This window comes from Spinactinospora alkalitolerans, assembly GCF_013408795.1.
Lineage (GTDB): Bacteria > Actinomycetota > Actinomycetes > Streptosporangiales > Streptosporangiaceae > Spinactinospora > Spinactinospora alkalitolerans.
Genome location: NZ_JACCCC010000001.1, coordinates 43,451 through 59,064 on the forward strand (window position 1 = coordinate 43,451; position 15,614 = coordinate 59,064).

Annotated in this window: 16 protein-coding genes; 9 read left to right on the plus strand and 7 right to left on the minus strand. The window is 70.6% G+C overall.

Going from position 1 to position 15,614, the window contains the following annotated elements; translation table 11 throughout:
- Positions 1–357: 357 nt before the first annotated feature.
- Both HDA32_RS00240 and HDA32_RS00245 read right to left on the minus strand, forming a co-directional pair.
- Positions 358–1,233, minus strand: coding sequence for a prolyl oligopeptidase family serine peptidase (locus HDA32_RS00240; RefSeq protein ID WP_179641243.1), 876 nt, complete (start codon positions 1,231–1,233; stop codon positions 358–360).
- A gap of 361 nt (positions 1,234–1,594) precedes the next feature.
- The gene (locus HDA32_RS00245; protein WP_179646366.1) at positions 1,595–2,167 is read right to left on the minus strand and encodes a TetR/AcrR family transcriptional regulator; all 573 of its coding nucleotides are present in this window, start codon (positions 2,165–2,167) and stop codon (positions 1,595–1,597) included.
- Positions 2,168–2,797: 630 nt separating this feature from the next.
- Here HDA32_RS00245 and HDA32_RS00250 point away from each other — a divergent pair.
- Together HDA32_RS00250 and add are read left to right on the plus strand one after the other, a co-directional pair.
- On the plus strand, positions 2,798–4,270 hold the full coding sequence (locus HDA32_RS00250) for an aldehyde dehydrogenase (NADP(+)) (RefSeq protein WP_179641244.1): 1,473 nt from the start codon (positions 2,798–2,800) through the stop codon (positions 4,268–4,270).
- Between the two features lie 181 nt (positions 4,271–4,451).
- Positions 4,452–5,489: an adenosine deaminase gene (add, locus tag HDA32_RS00255; RefSeq protein WP_179641245.1), complete on the plus strand. Its 1,038-nt coding sequence runs from the start codon at positions 4,452–4,454 to the stop codon at positions 5,487–5,489.
- A gap of 243 nt (positions 5,490–5,732) precedes the next feature.
- Here add and HDA32_RS00260 read toward each other — a convergent pair whose 3' ends face one another.
- A complete protein-coding gene (locus HDA32_RS00260; protein ID WP_179646367.1) occupies positions 5,733–6,335 on the minus strand; it encodes a pyridoxamine 5'-phosphate oxidase family protein in 603 nt (200 codons plus the stop codon).
- A gap of 212 nt (positions 6,336–6,547) precedes the next feature.
- Entirely contained in the window at positions 6,548–7,735 is a 1,188-nt protein-coding gene (locus tag HDA32_RS00265; RefSeq protein ID WP_179641246.1) for a CapA family protein, read from the minus strand.
- A 229-nt stretch (positions 7,736–7,964) separates the two neighbouring features.
- On the opposite strand from HDA32_RS00265, the gene HDA32_RS00270 reads away from it, so the two are divergent.
- The 7 genes from HDA32_RS00270 to HDA32_RS00300 all read left to right on the plus strand — a co-directional run bounded on the left by HDA32_RS00270 (position 7,965) and on the right by HDA32_RS00300 (position 14,177).
- A complete protein-coding gene (locus tag HDA32_RS00270; RefSeq protein WP_179641247.1) occupies positions 7,965–8,375 on the plus strand; it encodes a Fur family transcriptional regulator in 411 nt (136 codons plus the stop codon).
- Between the two features lie 156 nt (positions 8,376–8,531).
- Complete coding sequence (locus HDA32_RS00275; protein ID WP_179641248.1) at positions 8,532–9,986, plus strand: catalase; 1,455 nt, start codon at positions 8,532–8,534, stop codon at positions 9,984–9,986.
- Between the two features lie 635 nt (positions 9,987–10,621).
- Positions 10,622–11,713, plus strand: a complete 1,092-nt coding sequence (locus HDA32_RS00280; protein WP_179641249.1) for a chaplin — start codon at positions 10,622–10,624, stop codon at positions 11,711–11,713.
- A gap of 159 nt (positions 11,714–11,872) precedes the next feature.
- Positions 11,873–12,712, plus strand: coding sequence for an SURF1 family cytochrome oxidase biogenesis protein (locus HDA32_RS00285; protein ID WP_312862982.1), 840 nt, complete (start codon positions 11,873–11,875; stop codon positions 12,710–12,712).
- A 155-nt stretch (positions 12,713–12,867) separates the two neighbouring features.
- Complete coding sequence (locus HDA32_RS00290) at positions 12,868–13,713, plus strand: class I SAM-dependent methyltransferase (RefSeq protein WP_179641250.1); 846 nt, start codon at positions 12,868–12,870, stop codon at positions 13,711–13,713.
- Positions 13,710–13,961, plus strand: coding sequence for a Smr/MutS family protein (locus HDA32_RS00295; protein ID WP_179641251.1), 252 nt, complete (start codon positions 13,710–13,712; stop codon positions 13,959–13,961). Before HDA32_RS00290 ends, HDA32_RS00295 begins: the two co-directional genes overlap by 4 nt.
- 30 nt (positions 13,962–13,991) lie before the next feature.
- The gene (locus HDA32_RS00300) at positions 13,992–14,177 is read left to right on the plus strand and encodes a YlcI/YnfO family protein (RefSeq protein ID WP_246334176.1); all 186 of its coding nucleotides are present in this window, start codon (positions 13,992–13,994) and stop codon (positions 14,175–14,177) included.
- Between the two features lie 107 nt (positions 14,178–14,284).
- On the opposite strand, the gene HDA32_RS00305 is transcribed toward HDA32_RS00300, so the two are convergent.
- The 3 genes from HDA32_RS00305 to HDA32_RS00315 form a co-directional block, all read right to left on the minus strand.
- A complete protein-coding gene (locus tag HDA32_RS00305) occupies positions 14,285–14,545 on the minus strand; it encodes a Txe/YoeB family addiction module toxin (RefSeq protein WP_179641252.1) in 261 nt (86 codons plus the stop codon).
- Entirely contained in the window at positions 14,542–14,793 is a 252-nt protein-coding gene (locus tag HDA32_RS00310) for a type II toxin-antitoxin system Phd/YefM family antitoxin (RefSeq protein ID WP_179641253.1), read from the minus strand. Before HDA32_RS00310 ends, HDA32_RS00305 begins: the two co-directional genes overlap by 4 nt.
- A gap of 78 nt (positions 14,794–14,871) precedes the next feature.
- Positions 14,872–15,579 (minus strand): class I SAM-dependent methyltransferase, encoded by a 708-nt coding sequence (locus HDA32_RS00315; RefSeq protein WP_179641254.1) that lies wholly within the window; start codon positions 15,577–15,579, stop codon positions 14,872–14,874.
- Positions 15,580–15,614: the final 35 nt, after the last annotated feature.

Sequence of the window (15,614 nt, forward strand, 5' to 3'; positions counted from 1 at the left end):
CCCTCCTCCGGCGGTCTTGGCCTTGTCGGGATTATCGCAACGTTTTCAGGCCCCGCAGAGTCAAGATCGGCGAGGAGACCGCCGCCCTCGTCGCCGCTTCTCTTGACGGCGGCCCCTCACCCGGCCGGCCACACGGCCGCACGGCAGCATGAAGCGGTTCGCCGGTAAGGTCCATTCGGGCCACCCCCGCGGCCGGCTCGCGGAGCGAAGCCGGGCCGCGTCTCTCCCCGGCCTGCTACGCGCCGCGCTGGAGGCACGCTCGCGGCGCTGTCGTCACTCGCAGGGGAACCGACGGCGACTTCGCTCCTCCGCCTTGCCATCGCACGCCCGCGACGGCCCTGAACAGGGAGACACGTCCTAGCCGAGTCGCAGGGTGGCCTGGGTCGCCGAGGTCATGTGCAGGTGGAACCACTCGCTCAGGGCGCGGTCGGCCAGCACGTTGCCGGGCGCCGGCGGGCCGGGCTCCAGTCCGGGCTCCGGGCCCATCGTGTGGGCGAGGTCCGGGATGACGATGTGGCGCAGCGCCTGCGGGTGGTAGCGCGGGGCCAGCGCGTCGTGCAGGGCCTGGCCGTGGTCGGGCCGGATCACCTCGTCGTGCCGGCCGGTGATGACGAGCAGCGGCGGCTGCGGCGTGCGCGCGGCCAGGTCGTCGGCGCGGCCGGTGAAGTCCAGCCAGGCGGCCACGTCACGGGACTCCTCGGTCCAGTGGTAGGCCACGCCGAGCCGCCGCTCACGGGCCGTGAGCACCTGGGTGGGGTCGACGATCGGGTTGACCACGCCGACGGCGCTGATCGGCATCCGGCTCTCGGCCAGCGCGAGCAGCGCGGCCGCGCCGCCGGCCCCGACACCCATCAGCCCGACCGGGCCGTCGTGCACGGGGAACCGCTCGCGCAGCTCGGTCACTGCGCGGGACAGCTCGGCCGCGGCCTGCTCGACGACCGGGCCGTACAACTGGATCAGGTAGTCGGTCTGGCCGAGCCGGTTGATCTCGGCCACGCCGCCGTCGGGCAGGCGGGCACCGAACAGCGGGAGCCCGAAGTAGAACTTCCACGCCTGCAAGGAGGCGAGCGGCAGGGTCCCCGCGAGCGCGGCCTCGCTGCGCGGCGGTTCGAACGCGTGCAGCGCTACGATCATCGGCGCCGGCTCACTGGTGTCGGGCGGCGGCACCGCGATGTAGGGAACTCCGGCGGCCGTGCCGGTCAACGGTTCTGCGAGTGTACTGTCAGCTACCACTGAGGGTCCTCCCCCTGTTCAAACGCTTCGGGCCGGGGTGCCCCTCCTGCGTGGCAGCCGGCCGCTCCGCTCGTGAACCTCGTTGTGCGTAGCGGGCAAGGAATGAGGAATGTCGTCTTCACGTCCGGGCCTGCGGGGACGCCGAAGCGCATCGGCGTCCGGTCGCACGCGGTGTCTGCGGCGCCATCTTCACTTCCCCCATGGCGCGCGGGCACCGGTGTGCGGAGCCGGGCACGGTGCTCTCCCACCGTGGAATCCGCCCCGCGGTCTCCATACTGCCAGCGGCGATGCTGGATTCCGGACGGTAGGGCGAAATAACCCTATCGTCCTCTTTGGGAAAGTCGCGGTCGGTTCCCCCTTTCTATTCCGACCCGAAGTGTCGGCCGAGATAGCTGCGCAGCATCAGTTTCACCTCGGCGATGAGGGTGGCGTCGCCGTCGGGGTCGTGCCGGAACGCGAGCTTGAGCACGGCGTCGGCGGCCTCGACGGCCACCACGACCGCGCGGTCCAGCCGCTCGTCGTCCTTGGCCCCGGCGATCGAGGTCAGCAGCTCCCGCAGCCGGGTGGCGATCACCCGGTTGTTGTCGGTGTCGGCGTCGAGCAGCCGGACGTCGACGACGTCGCCGAAGTGCAGGCTGCGGAAGCCGGGGACGTTGCGGTGCATGTCGATGTACTCGTCGACGACCGCGTCGGCGGCCTCGGTCCAGTGCGCGAACGTCATCTCGGCCAGCCGGTCGGTCACCCGGACGCTGAACAGGTCCAGGTAGCGCAGGCCGAGCGCCTGGGTGATGGCCCTCTTGTCGGGGAAGAACTGGTAGACCGACCCGATCGCCACGCCGGCGCGCTCGGCGATCCGGGTGGTCGACAACTGGGTGTAGCCGGACTCGTCGAGGAGTTCGGCGCAGGCGTCGAGCATCCGCTGCACCCGGGCCATGCTGCGCTGCTGCGCCGGCAGGCGGCGCAGCGGAGCGTGTGCCAGAGCGGGGTCGGACGGGTCGACCCGTCTCTTGCAGGTGCTCTCCGCGGGCTCGCCCGACCCGATGTCGGATCCGGATTCGTGACGCTGCCTGGGCGTGGTCGGCGCGGAGCTGCGGGAAGTGGTCGTCACGTCTCTATGATGCCTTTCCGAACGCGAATGGTTCCCGCACTATCGCGGTTCGGGGATCGCGCCCCATGTGGCGAACGCCGATTTGGCCACTTCCGGACCCTTCGTTCCCCGGACTCCTCCGTCCGGGACCGCTCCGCCGTGTGGGGCCCGAGGGTGGCTCGCGGCCCTCGGGCCATTCCCCGCAGGCTCCGTCTCCGTCGGTGCGCGGTCCTTCCCCGCGATCGCCGGCCGGAGAGCCGGGCCGGTGCGCGCATGCGATCACCGTCATCACCGCCCCGGGTCCGCGGCGGGGGGTGGCCGGATCCGGCCCGCGGCTCCATCGGTTCCCGGCCGCACGGTCGTGCACTCTCCACCGGCTCTCCGCGCCCTCTGGATTGGCAAACGCTTTCTTGGAGAGTGCGAAATGATGGGATGAAGCGGCAACGGCCACTCGCACCATCTCGGGAGACGACAGGTATGACCGACACCACCAGCACCATTACCGACACCAGCGAGGCCGGGCTCGACCGGGTGATGGCCGCGGCGGAGGCGGCGGCCCCTGTGTTCGGCGGGCTGCGGCCGGCCGAACGGGCGGCGATGCTGCGCCGCGCGGCCGCCGAGCTCGACGCCGCGGCCGACGAACTCGTGCCCATCGCCATGGCCGAGAGCCACCTGCCCGAGGCGCGCTGCCGGGGCGAGCTCGCCCGCACCACCTTCCAGTTGCGGCTGTTCGCCGAGACGGTCGAAGAGGGCTCCTACCTCGAAGCCGCCATCGACACCGCCGACCCGGACTGGGGCATGGGGCCGCGTCCCGACGTCCGCAGGATGCTCGTCCCGCTCGGGCCGGTGGTGGTCTTCGGCGCCAGCAACTTTCCCTTCGCCTTCAGCACGGCGGGGGGAGACACCGCCTCCGCGCTCGCGGCCGGCTGCCCGGTCGTGGTCAAGGCGCACCCGGGCCACCCCCGCCTCGCCCGGCGCACCGGCGAGGTCGTCGCCAAGGCCCTCGGCGACGCCGGCGCGCCGGAAGGCGTGTTCGCCGTGGTCTTCGGGCAGGAGACCGGTCGGCGGGCGGTCCTGCACCCGCGAACCGCCGCGGTCGGGTTCACCGGCTCGATCCCGGGCGGCCGGGCGCTGCACGACCTCGCCGCGTCCCGCCCCAGGCCGATCCCGTTCTACGGCGAACTCGGCAGCCTGAACCCCGTGTTCGTCACCCGCGCGGCCCTCGCGGCGCGCGGCGACGCCGTCCTCTCCGGCTACGCCGACTCGTTCACGCTGGGATCCGGCCAGTTCTGCACCAAGCCGGGCGTGCTCCTGGTGCCCGAGGGCACCGGGTTGGAGGCGCTGGCGGCCGACGTCGCGGGGCGCGCGGCCTCCCGGCTGCTCAACGAGCGGGTGACCGAGGGGTTCGAGACCGGACTCGCGGAGCTGACCGGGCACCGGGTGACCGAGGTGCTGGTGCGCGGCGCGGCGGCGGAGGGCGACTGGACCCCCACGCTGCTGCGCACCGACGCCGCCTCACTGCTGGAGCACCGCGACGTGCTGCTGGAGGAGTGTTTCGGCCCGACCTCGCTGGTGGTCACCTACACCGACGAGGAGCAGCTGGTGGAGGTGGCCGGCGCGCTGGAGGGGCAGCTCACGGCGACCGTTCAGGCCGAGGACGGCGACGCGGTCGCCGCGCGGCTGCTCGCCGTGCTGACCGAGAAGGCCGGCCGTGTGCTGTGGAACGGCTGGCCCACCGGCGTCTCGGTGACGCACGCGATGACCCACGGCGGCCCCTACCCCGCGACCACATCGGTGCTGCACACCTCGGTGGGCACCACGGCGATCCGGCGCTTCCTGCGTCCGGTGACCTACCAGTCGGTCCCGCAGCCGCTGCTGCCCGAGGCGCTGCGCGACGACAATCCGCTGGGCCTGCCGCGCCGGGTGAACGGGGCACCCGAGGCCGGGTGACCGCCCTGCGCGCCGCCGGGGCGCCGGTCGCGGCGCCCCGGCGGCGCGACCGGCGCGTCCCGCGGCCGCGTGGCCAGGACCGGTGCGCCGCAAAGAGCGTGTCGCGACATTGCTGACATTTCGCCGTCAAAAGGATGGTCGAAGCCTTGGAAGGCGTCCGGGGCTTCAGTAGCGTCACCGCATGAACAGCGCGACGCCCTCCGAGCCCGCCGTCGAGGCGCTCATCCGGGACCTGCCCAAGGTGGAGCTTCACGTTCATCTGGAAGGTTCGATGCAGCCCGCCACACTGCTGGAGCTGGCGGTGAAACACGGCGTGGCCGACCTCCCCGGCTCGCTGGAGGAGATCAACGACTACTACGCCTTCCGCGACTTCCCGCACTTCATCGACGTCTACATCAACTCGGTGCGGACCCTGCGCGACGAGGAGGACTTCGCGCTGCTGGCCGCCGACGTGGCCGCCCGCCTGGCGGCGCAGAACGTCCGCTACGCCGAGCTGCACGTCAGCCTGTACAACCACCTGATGCGCGGGATCCCGGCCGGCGTCGTGTTCGCCGGGCTGGAGCACGCCAGGCGCGAGGCCGAGCGCGAGCACGGGGTCAGGCTGCGCTGGATCCCCGACTTCCCCGGTGACTTCGGGGTCGAAGTGGGCGAGAAGACGCTGGACGCGGTGCTCAAGGACGGTCCCGACAGTGTCGTGGGCTTCGGTGTCGGGGGCATCGAGGTGGACCGCGACCCCTTCGCCGGCATCTACGCGCGCGCCAGGGCCGCCGGCCTGCACAGCCTCCCGCACGCGGGGGAGAACGGCGGGCCCGAGCGCGTCTGGTCGGCGATCAACGTGCTGCGCGCCGAGCGGATCGGGCACGGGATCGACAGCATGAGGGACCCGCGGCTGGTGGGGCACCTGCGCGAGACGCAGCTCCCGCTGGACGTCTCGCCAACCTCCAACCTGCGCACCCGCGCGGTCGAGAGGATCGAGGACCACCCGCTGCCGCGCATGCTGGAGGAGGGCCTGATGGTCACGCTGAACTCCGACGACCCGCCCATGTTCGGCACCGACCTGCTCAACGAGTACCGCACCGCGCAACGGCTCGGCCTCACCGGCGCGGACCTGGCCGCGCTCGCCCGCAACGGGGTCGCGGCGTCCTTCCTCGACACCGCGGACAAGCAGGCGCTGACCACGGAGATCGACGCCGTCCTGGCGGCGTGGCGGCAGGCGTGACCGGATGAGGGCCCGGTGTCCTCGGTCGCCGGGGGGAGGCTCCGGCCATAGGGGTTCGCGGTGAACGGGCGGTGCCGCCGTGTGGCCGTAGGCCCGTGTTCGCGTGGTGCCCGGCTCCGCGCGAGCACACCGGGTGCGACGTTCGCCTCAAGGGGCCTTCGGCCACGCGAGAGAACCGCACCCGCACGGGACCCCTCCCGGGGCCGAGCTCCACCCCCTGGGGCCAAGGGGGAACGGGATCGCTCAGTGGCCGTACCGGGCGGGCTCGCCCGACCAGGGGGCGGGGGTGCCCTTGGACTCGAAGAAGTCGCCGCCCTTGCGGCGGGTGTCGTCGGTGCCCCAGGAGGCCGGGTCCTGAGCGGTGACCCTGCGCATCGGCGGAATGTGCTTGCGGCAGTGGATGTAGGCCTCCTCGACCCGGGCGACCACCCACATCTGCGCACGCTGGCCGGGGAGGGCCGGCTCGGGCAGGCCGGGGGTGTGCCGCCGCAGCTCGACGTCGTCGAGGATCGTGGCGCAGCCGTTCACGTGCAGCCCGATGCGGTCGCGTTCGAAGTCCAGGAACATCAGGCCGACGTGCGGGTTCTCGGCGATGTTGCCGACGCTGGCCAGGACCCCGTTGCCCCGGTACTCGGGGTAGGCCAGCGTCCGGTCGTCGATGACGTGCACGAACCCGGGCGGCCCGGTGCGCAGGCTGGAATCGCACTCGCCGCGGGCGTCGGAGGTCGCGACGAAGACCATCTCCTGGCGGGCGACGAACTCCCGCATCCGGGCGTTCAACCGGTCGAGGACCTGGTCGCGGTAGAACCGCTGTGCCCGGTCCTCCGTCCCGAACAGTTCCTGCATGCGGTGTTCGCCGGCCGATCCCGGCAGGGCCGCGGGCTGCTCCTCGCCCGGGGCGAGCAGGTCAAAGCGGTGATCGCTGGACTCGGGCACGGCTCCCCTTCCTACGCGCGTCAGGATTGCGCCCGATTGTGCCAGGTTTGGGGAACGTGATGGCGCGAACGCCGGAAAAAGGGGCTTGTGGCCCTTGAGACCGCAGAGGCGGCGATATGACCCTATCGCCCCTCGGAGGATCCGCCCCCGGGCTCGGCACCGAGGTCGGGCGTGCAGGTGGCGCGGTGCCCCTCCCAGGTGTCGCGGGCCTGGCCGGCGGCTTCGCCCTCGTACATGACGGGGACGCCGCCCTGGATCCGGCCGGGCAGCCATTCGTCCTCCAGCACCTCGCCGCCCTGCATCGTCAGCTCGAGCACGCCGGTCTCGGCGGTGGGGCCGTCGAAGTTGTAGAAGGCGAAGTTGCCCAGGCCGTAGTGGACGTAGGCGTCGCCCATGTAGCCCCCGGGGCTGAGCACGTGCGCGTGGCCGCCCACGACGGCGTCGGCGCCGGCGTCGATGAGCTGCCGGGCGAGGTCGGGGGCGTGCGGGAGCGGGCAGTGGTCGCCCTCCAGTCCCCAGTGCAGGTAGACGATGACGCTGTCGGCCTGCTCCTCGGCCTCGGACACCGCCCGCAGCATGCGGTCCAGCATCTCGCCCTTGGTCGAGGCCATGCCCGGCTTGTCCTCGCCCGCGGTCCACTCGGCGATGAGGTGGTCGTCCAAGACGTCGGTGGCGCCGAGGATCGCGACCTCGTTGCCGTTGGCCTCGACGATGTGCGGGGCATAGGCCTCGTCGGCGTCGCGCCCGGCGCCCACCAGCGGGAAGCCGGCCTCTTCGGCGTTGTCGAGGGTGTCGGCCAGACCGTCCCGGCCGAAGTCCATGCCGTGGTTGTTGGCGACCGTGGCGACGTCGACCCCCGCCGACCGCAGCGCCTGGAGCGCAGTCGGGGGCGCGCGGAAGACGAACTGCTTGCCCGGCGCCTGGGTGCCGCCCTCGGTGACGGCGGTCTCCAGGTTCACCATCGCGATGTCGGCCTCGCCGAGGACCGAGGAGACCGGGCCGAGCGCGGTCTCGGGGTCGGAGTCCAGCCGCGAGCGCAGGACCGTCTCGAAGTGCACGTCTCCGCCGAAGGCGATCGTGAACGGCTCCGCGGGCGCCTCACTCGGCGTGGCCGGTCCCTCGTCGGCCGGCGTGGCGTCCGCGTTGGGCTCCAGGTCGGAGGAGGAGTCGGTGGGGGCTGTGCCGCACGCCGTGGCCAAGGCCGCGATGGCGAACAGCGCGCCGAGCCGGCGCGCACCATCGGTGCGGGGGGACGAGGAGAGCACGGGGGACTCCAGGGGTGCGGGAACAAAAGGGGTGGTCCTGCACATCTGGGACGTCGGGTCCCGATCCCCCGTTTGCGGTTTTGCGCCCAATGAGTCCCATTCGTTACGGGAGCCCGGCCCCGTCCGCCCGGGCGCGCCGAGTCGCCCGGGCCGGGCCGCGGGGACGGGCGGCGCCCGTCGGGCCGGAGAGCAGCAGGCGCGCCATCCGCCGGACACTTAACTTGACTTCATCGTTTTCTTGAATAGTTCAAGTTAGTGTCCTATGCTGCTGATCATGGACGACGCCGCACACCTTCGCGAAGTCGGGCTGCGGGTCACCGCTGCGCGGCTGGCGATCCTCGAGTCCGTCCGGGTGGGCGACCACCTGGACGCCGAGCACGTCGCGCGCTCCGTCCGGACCAAGGTCGGGCACGTGTCGACCCAGGCGGTCTACGACGGTCTGCACGCGCTGGCGGGAGCCGGACTGATCCGCCGCATCGAGCCCGCCGGTTCGCCGGCGCGCTATGAGGCCCGCGTCGGAGACAACCACCACCACCTGGTCTGTCGCACCTGCGGCAAGGTGACCGACGTCGACTGCGTGGTCGGCCGGGCCCCGTGCCTGGAGCCGTCGCGCACGCACGGCTACACCGTCGACGAGGCCGAAGTGGTGTTCTGGGGCGTCTGTCCGAGTTGCCAGAAGAAGTAGAGCGAGGACCGGTCATGCCGGGGGTCCCGCGTGTCCGGGAGGCGGGCGCGCCCCGGTCCTCCCGCCCCCGCGCCCGGATGTCCACCGGTCGGACCGCTGCGCGGCCGCCGCGGCCGACCGCCCTCCCAATTCCTCATCCCGAAAGGTGCGAGCAGAGTGAGTGAACGGGTTCCCTACAGCACGGACGACGCCGGCATCCCGGCTCCGAGCGACGGTTTCTCCCAGTCGGTCGGCCCGAACGGTCCGCTGCTGCTGCAGGACCACTTCCTGATCCAGAAGATGGCCCACTTCAACCGCGAGCGCGTGCCCGAGCGCGTGGTGCACGCCAAGGGCGGTGGCGCCTTCGGTGAGATGGAGATCACCGAGGACGTCAGCCAGTACACCAAGGCGGATCTGTTCCAGAAGGGCAAGAAGACCCCTCTGCTGCTCCGCTTCTCGACCGTCGCCGGCGAGCTGGGCAGCGCCGACAGCGCCCGCGACCCGCGCGGTTTCGCCCTGAAGTTCTACACCGAGCAGGGCAACTACGACCTCGTCGGCAACAACACGCCGATCTTCTTCATCCGGGACCCCTCGAAGTTCTCCGACTTCATCCACTCCCAGAAGCGTCGCGCCGACAACCAGCTGCGCGACAACAACATGCAGTGGGACTTCTGGACCCTGAACCCCGAGTCGGCCCACCAGGTCTCGTTCCTGATGACCGACCGCGGCACCCCCAGGACCTGGCGGCACCAGCACGGCTTCGGCAGCCACACCTTCCTCTGGTACAACGCCAACGGCGAGAAGTTCTGGGTGAAGTACCACTTCAAGACCGAGCAGGGCATCGAGAACCTCACCGCGGGCGAGGCCAAGGCGCTGGAGGCCGAGGACCCCGACGTCCACCGCCGCGACCTGTGGAACTCCATCAAGAACGGCGACTTCCCGTCCTGGACCGTCAACATCCAGGTCATGCCGTTCGAGGACGCCGCCGACTACCGGTTCAACCCGTTCGACCTCACCAAGGTGTGGCCGCACGAGGACTACCCGGAGATCACCATCGGCCGGTTCACGCTGAACCGCAATCCGGAGAACTACTTCGCCGAGATCGAGCAGGCGGCGTTCGAGCCCTCGAACCTGGTGCCGGGCATCGCCATGAGCCCGGACAAGATGCTGCAGGGCCGGCTGTTCTCCTACCCCGACACCCACCGCTACCGCATCGGCGCCAACTACCTGCAGCTGCCGGTGAACCGCCCGAAGTCGCCGGTCAACAGCTACAACCGCGACGGCGCGATGGCGTTCTACAACGGCGGCGACCCGGTGTACGCGCCGAACACCGCGGGCGGCCCGGTCGCCGACCCCGAGCTGTTCAAGGGGGAGGGCTACCACGTCGCCGGTGAGATGGTGCGCTCCGCCTACCAGCTCCACAAGGAGGACGACGACTTCGGCCAGCCGCGTGCGCTGTGGGAGAAGGTCCTCTCCGACTCCGAGCGCGCCAACATGGTGGACAACATCGTCGGCCACGCCTCGGCCCCCGAGGTCACCGACGACATGAAGAAGCGCGTCGTCGAGTACTGGACCAACGTCCACCCCGACCTCGGCGGCGGCGTCGCCAAGGGCCTGGGCGTCCAGAGCTAGTCCCGGCCGCGCGTCCGGCCGACCGGCCGGACCGGTGGCGAGCCCCGGTCGGGGGATCCTCGGATCCCCCGACCGGGGCTTTCGTGCGTTCGGAACCGGCTCGGGGCCATCTTGGGTGATATGTCCTTTATGGGCGACTTGGGTCATAGGCCCTTTATGTTGGCCTTATGGCAGTACTGAATGGCCGTCCGGCCGGATGGTTGCACAAAGTAGCGATTTACGACGTGCGCTTTAGGTTCAGTCCGAATTTACGAAGATGCCTAGTAGAGTTCCTACCGTTCGACCGGGGTGAGGAGCGGTACCCTCGGTTGTGCCTGTTGGGGGTATAGGAAGGGGCGTCCGACCGTCGTAATCGGCGGCTTCCCCGATTTTGCGGGAATTACATCCAAAATTGCCTCCCGTGGCCGAAAGACTGCTAACGTAGCGGTCTGTCAGCAAGTCGAAGCACTCTGTCGCTTGCGCTCCGGGTGGCCTGTGCCGTGAATCGGCTCGGCCCCCTCCTGCCGTTGACGCAAGGCGGAAATCCCCCGGCGTCTCATATTCGGGCCCGCGGTTCACTGACCCCGCTCTTAGTGACGCTAAGGCCTCAAACGGTTACCTTTGGTAACGCAGTCAGCGAAAGGTCCTGCCTGAACATGCGTAAGAAGCTCTACACCTCCGCTTCCGTCGCCCTGCTCTCCACGGGGCTGGTCGGCGGCTTCGCCCCCTACGCCTTCGCCGACCAGGAGACGGACGGTTCCGGTGGCGTGGCCAGCGGCAACCAGGTCAACGTCCCGGTCGACATCGAGGCCGAGCTGTGCGGCAACTCCCTGGCCGTCCTGGGCATCTCCAAGGCCGAGTGCACCGAGATCTCGAAGGTCCTCTACGCCTCCAGCGATGAGGGGCGCAGCAGCCAGGAGACCGACGGTTCCGGTGGCGTGGCCAGCGGCAACCAGATCAACATCCCCGTTGACGCCGCGGTGGACGTCTGCGGCAACTCCGCGGCCGTCGGCGGCATCTCCAAGGCCGAGTGCACCGAGATCGTCAAGAAGGTGGCCGACTCGGAGGAGAACAGCCAGGAGACCGACGGTTCCGGTGGCGTGGCCAGCGGCAACCAGATCAACATCCCCGTTGACGTCGCGGTGGACGTCTGCGGCAACTCCATCGCCGTGCTCGGCGTCTCCAAGGCCGAGTGCACGACGGTCGTCAACGCCGTCAGGGACTCCTCCGGCAACGGGGACGGCGACGGGGCCGAGCAGGAGACGGACGGTTCCGGTGGCGTGGCCAGCGGCAACCAGGTCAACATCCCGGTCGACGCCGCGGTGGACGTCTGCGGCAACGCCGTTTCGGTGCTCGGCGTGGCCGAGGCCGAGTGCATGCAGCAGATCTCCGAGGAGGACAGCGGGGACGGCGACGACGGCAAGGACGAGGACGAGGGCGACAAGGACGAGGACGAGAACGGCGGCAAGGACGAGGACGAGGGCGGCAAGGACGAGGACGAGAACGGCGGCAAGGACGAGGACGAGGGCAACGGCGGCGACTCCGGCGACGACCAGGGCTCCGAGGACACCCCTCCGGCCGCCGATGACTCCAAGCCCGCCGGCGGCCTGCCCGTGACTGGCGCGGCGCTGGGCGGCCTCGTCGCCGCGGCCGTCGCCGCCCTGGGTGGTGGCGGTGCCGCCATGTACTTCTCCCGCAAGAAGAAGGCCGCGGCCGCCGCCGAGTCCGCCGAGTCCGTCGAGGACTGATCCGGCCCGCGTACGCGTGACGATCGACGTCGGCCCCCGGCAGCGCGCCGGGGGCCGACCGCGTTCTCCGGGCCGGGACCGCGGGGTCCACGGGGCCGGCCCGGGGCGTCGGCCCGGGGCGATGACGAGTGGGCGCGACCATCTCGTAGCCTCGAAGATGTGCTTCGGGTCCTGTTCTCACCTCGGATGCTGGCGTTCCACGCGCTGGTGGTCCTGGTCGTGCCCTCCTTCATCGCGCTGGGCTTCTGGCAGTACGGGAGATGGGAGGACAAGGCCGCCGCGGTGGCGCTGCAGGAGGCCAACCTCAGCAGCGACGCGGTGCCCGTCCAGGAGCTGACCTCGGTGGGCGGCGACGTGGACAGCGAGGACCGCTGGAGGACGGTCACCGCCACCGGCACCTACGACAGCGAGCACGAGCTGCTGGTCCGCAACCGGGACGGCTCGAGGGGCGTGGGCCTCTACGTGATCACCCCGCTGGTGACCGGCGACGGCACGGCCGTGCTGGTCAACCGGGGCTGGGTGGAGCAGCCGCCGACCTCGACCCAGCAGCCGGAGGTTCCGCCCGCACCCGCTGGCGAGGCCGCGGTGACCGGCCGGCTCCAGTACAGCGAGACCCCTGAGAACACCGGGATCCGCGAACGCGACGGCCTGCCCGAAGGGCAGATCATGATCATCGACGTCGACGAGATCGCGGCGGGCCTGCCCTATCCGGTCCACGGCGGCTTCGTCGAGTTGACCGAGCAGGACCCGCCCACCGACCCCGCGCCCGAGGCGGTTCCCGCCCCCGAGACCGACACCGGGATGAACCTCTCCTACGCCGTGCAGTGGTGGGTGTTCACGGTCATCGCGATCGTCGGCTGGTTCTTCCTGATCCGCCGCGAGCTCCGGGACGCCGCCCAGGGCGGTCGGCCGGACGGTGGCGGACCGGGCGGCGACGGCTCGGGCGGCGGGGACTCCGCCCCTTCCGGCCCGGATCCCCGGCCCGAAGCGCGCGTCTGACCGATGTCCGACGGTCGCGTTCGCACAGGGGGCCGGCTGCCGCGGTGCGCAAGCCGCCGGCGGCACAGCGGTCCGGACCTTGAAAGTCCCGCATCGCCCCGCGAACACAGCGGTCGAAGCTCGATGAGCACTCCAGCGGTGCCAGGATGGGCCCCATGACCGACGACCTGATGCACGCCGACGTCGCGCAGATCGCGCGGCGGCCGGCCGGGGCCGAGGAGAGCGCGCGGGCCAGCCGGGTCTGGTGGGAGCGCGAGGCAGACGACTACCAGGCCGAACACGGCGGGTTCCTGGGCGACACCGGATTCGTGTGGGGGCCCGAGGGGCTGGACGAGGCGGCGGCGCACCTACTCGGCGACCCGGCGGAGCTGGTCGGCGCGCGGGTCCTCGAGGTGGGCTGCGGCGCCGGACAGTGCGGCCGCTGGCTGCGGGCCCGGGGCGTGGCGGAGGTCGTGGGGATCGACGTCTCGGCGCGCCAGCTCCAGCACTCGCTGCGGATCGACGACGCGACCGGGCGGGCGCTGGCCGTGGCCCAGGCCGACGCCCAGCGTCTGCCCTTCGCCGACGGCTCCTTCGACCTGGTCTGCTCCGCCTACGGCGCGTTCCCGTTCGTGCCCGACGCCCCCGCCGCGCTGCGCGAGGCGGCGCGGGTGCTGCGCCCGGGCGGCCGGCTGGTGTTCTCGGTGACCCACCCGATCCGCTGGTGCTTCCCCGACGACCCGACCGAGGGCGGCCTCACCGCGCGCGACTCCTACTTCGACCGCCGGGCCTACGTGGAGGAGGACGCCCGGGGGCGGGCCGTCTACGTGGAGCACCACCACACGATCGGCGACTGGGTGGCCGCGATCGTCGGCGCGGGGCTGCGCCTGACCGGCCTGGTGGAGCCGGAGTGGCCCGAGGACAACGAGCAGGTGTGGGGCGGCTGGAGCCCGCTGCGGGGCCGGATCCTCCCGGGAACCGCGGTCTTCCTGAGCGAGAGGAACGAGGGGGCCGCGGCGTGAAGCTCAAGCTCGACCTGCACGACGTCTACAACCGCGGTACCGACATCGACCGCGCGCTGCGCGACATCATGGACGAGGCCGTCCGGACCAAGGCCAAGACCGTCGAGATCATCCCCGGCAAGGGCTCCGGCCAGTTGAAGAAGCGGGTGCTGCGTTTCCTGGAGCAGAAGGAGGTCAAGCGCCTCTACCACCGCGTGGAGAAGGACTCCAAGAACTTCGGCAGGCTGTTCGTGCACTTCAAACACTGACCCGGGCGGTGCCAGGCGAGGAGGCCAACCATGTCACCCGAGGACGGCGGGCAGGAGCGCGTCACGGCCGCTGTTCCGGGCGAGCTCGCCGAGGCCGGTGCGGAACTCATCGATCACGAGGACGGGCGCATCGCTTGGGAACGCCTGAACGAGATCCGCGCCGGGCTTGTCCGAACTGTTCCGGTCGCGGAGGTCGCCAGGGACTTGGGGCTGTGACCGGCGGCCGAGGTCCTGATGTGCGGCTTGTCGGCCGCCGGGCGACGCAGAAGAGGCGAGCCGGAATAATGCTCTCGCGGATCCGGACCCTCCTGCGCTCTGAGTGGTCACTTTCCGTAGTGGTACCGGCAGGCCGCGACGCGGATCTCGTCTTCGGCAACCTTGTAGACCAGACGGTGCTCGTCGGTGATCCGGCGGGACCAATAGCCCTGAAAACCATGCCTGAGGGGCTCCGGCTTCCCGATCCCCTCATTGCCGTTGCGGGTGATGTCTTTGATCAAGGTGTTGATGCGCTTGAGGATCTTCCGGTCTTGACCCTGCCACCAGACATAGTCCTCCCAGGCGCTCTCCGCCCAGACGAGCTTCATTCGGTCAGATTCCGTTCGATTCCGCGGTCGGCCTCCAGTTCCTCGATCGCCGTGACCAGGCGCCGAGCGTTCTCCGGGCTTCGAAGGAGGTAGGCGGTCTCTCGCAGGGACTCGTACTCCGAGAGGGCGATCATCACCACGGGCTCCCGGCCCGACCGAGTGATGACGACCTCCTCGTGGTCGTCCACCACGGTGTCGAGGGTCGCCGCGTAGTTGGCGCGTGATTCGGAGTAGGTCATCGTCTTCATACGTCCTCCCTCCTGTGGATTCACGTTAATCCCGTACGTACTTGATTGTACAAGATTTTGTACGTACAGAGTGTGACCTTAGAGAGTGGCCGACCATTCCTCCGGCTTGCGCAGGTGGTGGATCCAGGCCGGGGGGATGTTGGGGAGGATGCGCTCGGTGCCGACGCCGTAGCGGTTCACCCACTCGTCGACGACCCAACTCGACCGCGCCTGGCGCAGGTAGTCCTCGCGCGGGGCGATGACCGCCTTGACCTGCTTGGTGTAGAGGTAGCCGAAGAAGGACAGGTGGCCGCCCGGGCGCAGCACCGTGAAGTAGTACTCCATGATCGCCCGGACCTCGTCTGCGGTGAAGTTGGCGAACGGCAGCCCGGAGATGATGACGTCGTAGCGCCGGTCGGTGCCCAGGTCGGTGACCAGCGCCTCGTGCACCGTCGTGCGGTCGGCGACCCCCGACAGATCCGGGTCGGTCTTGAGCAGGGTGTGCAGGTACTCGACGAACTGCGCGTTGGGTTCCACCATGTCGAGGGTGTCGCCCTCGCGCATGTGCGCGGCGATCGCGCGGGACACCGGCCCGGTTCCGGACCCGGCCTCCAGGATCGTGATGGGAGCGGCCGGATCCGTCCGGTCGTCGACGAACCGGTTCAGGGCATGGGCCAGCGCGGGGCCGCTGGGGGCCACCGCGCCGGTGGCGCGGAAGGTCTGGAAGGCCTGGCGGATGAACAGTCCGGCGTCGCGCAGCCGGCGGTCGGGGCGCAGGGGTTCGGAAGAACTCTGTGTCGCTGCCATGCCTGCACGCTACTGCCTGGCGGTTAAGGCGGCGG

Bases quoted from the DNA above. Each gene is read 5' to 3' on its own strand.
- HDA32_RS00305 (WP_179641252.1), bottom strand. From the start codon at position 14,545: ATGAAGCTCGTCTGGGCGGAGAGCGCCTGGGAGGACTATGTCTGGTGG.
- HDA32_RS00260 (WP_179646367.1), bottom strand. From the start codon at position 6,335: ATGCAGGAACTGTTCGGGACGGAGGACCGGGCACAGCGGTTCTACCGC.
- HDA32_RS00315 (WP_179641254.1), bottom strand. From the start codon at position 15,579: ATGGCAGCGACACAGAGTTCTTCCGAACCCCTGCGCCCCGACCGCCGG.
- HDA32_RS00245 (WP_179646366.1), bottom strand. From the start codon at position 2,167: ATGGCCCGGGTGCAGCGGATGCTCGACGCCTGCGCCGAACTCCTCGAC.
- HDA32_RS00250 (WP_179641244.1), top strand. From the start codon at position 2,798: ATGACCGACACCACCAGCACCATTACCGACACCAGCGAGGCCGGGCTC.
- HDA32_RS00270 (WP_179641247.1), top strand. From the start codon at position 7,965: ATGGACGACGCCGCACACCTTCGCGAAGTCGGGCTGCGGGTCACCGCT.
- HDA32_RS00300 (WP_246334176.1), top strand. From the start codon at position 13,992: ATGTCACCCGAGGACGGCGGGCAGGAGCGCGTCACGGCCGCTGTTCCG.
- HDA32_RS00280 (WP_179641249.1), top strand. From the start codon at position 10,622: ATGCGTAAGAAGCTCTACACCTCCGCTTCCGTCGCCCTGCTCTCCACG.
- HDA32_RS00265 (WP_179641246.1), bottom strand. From the start codon at position 7,735: ATGTGCAGGACCACCCCTTTTGTTCCCGCACCCCTGGAGTCCCCCGTG.
- HDA32_RS00310 (WP_179641253.1), bottom strand. From the start codon at position 14,793: ATGAAGACGATGACCTACTCCGAATCACGCGCCAACTACGCGGCGACC.
- add (WP_179641245.1), top strand. From the start codon at position 4,452: ATGAACAGCGCGACGCCCTCCGAGCCCGCCGTCGAGGCGCTCATCCGG.
- HDA32_RS00290 (WP_179641250.1), top strand. From the start codon at position 12,868: ATGACCGACGACCTGATGCACGCCGACGTCGCGCAGATCGCGCGGCGG.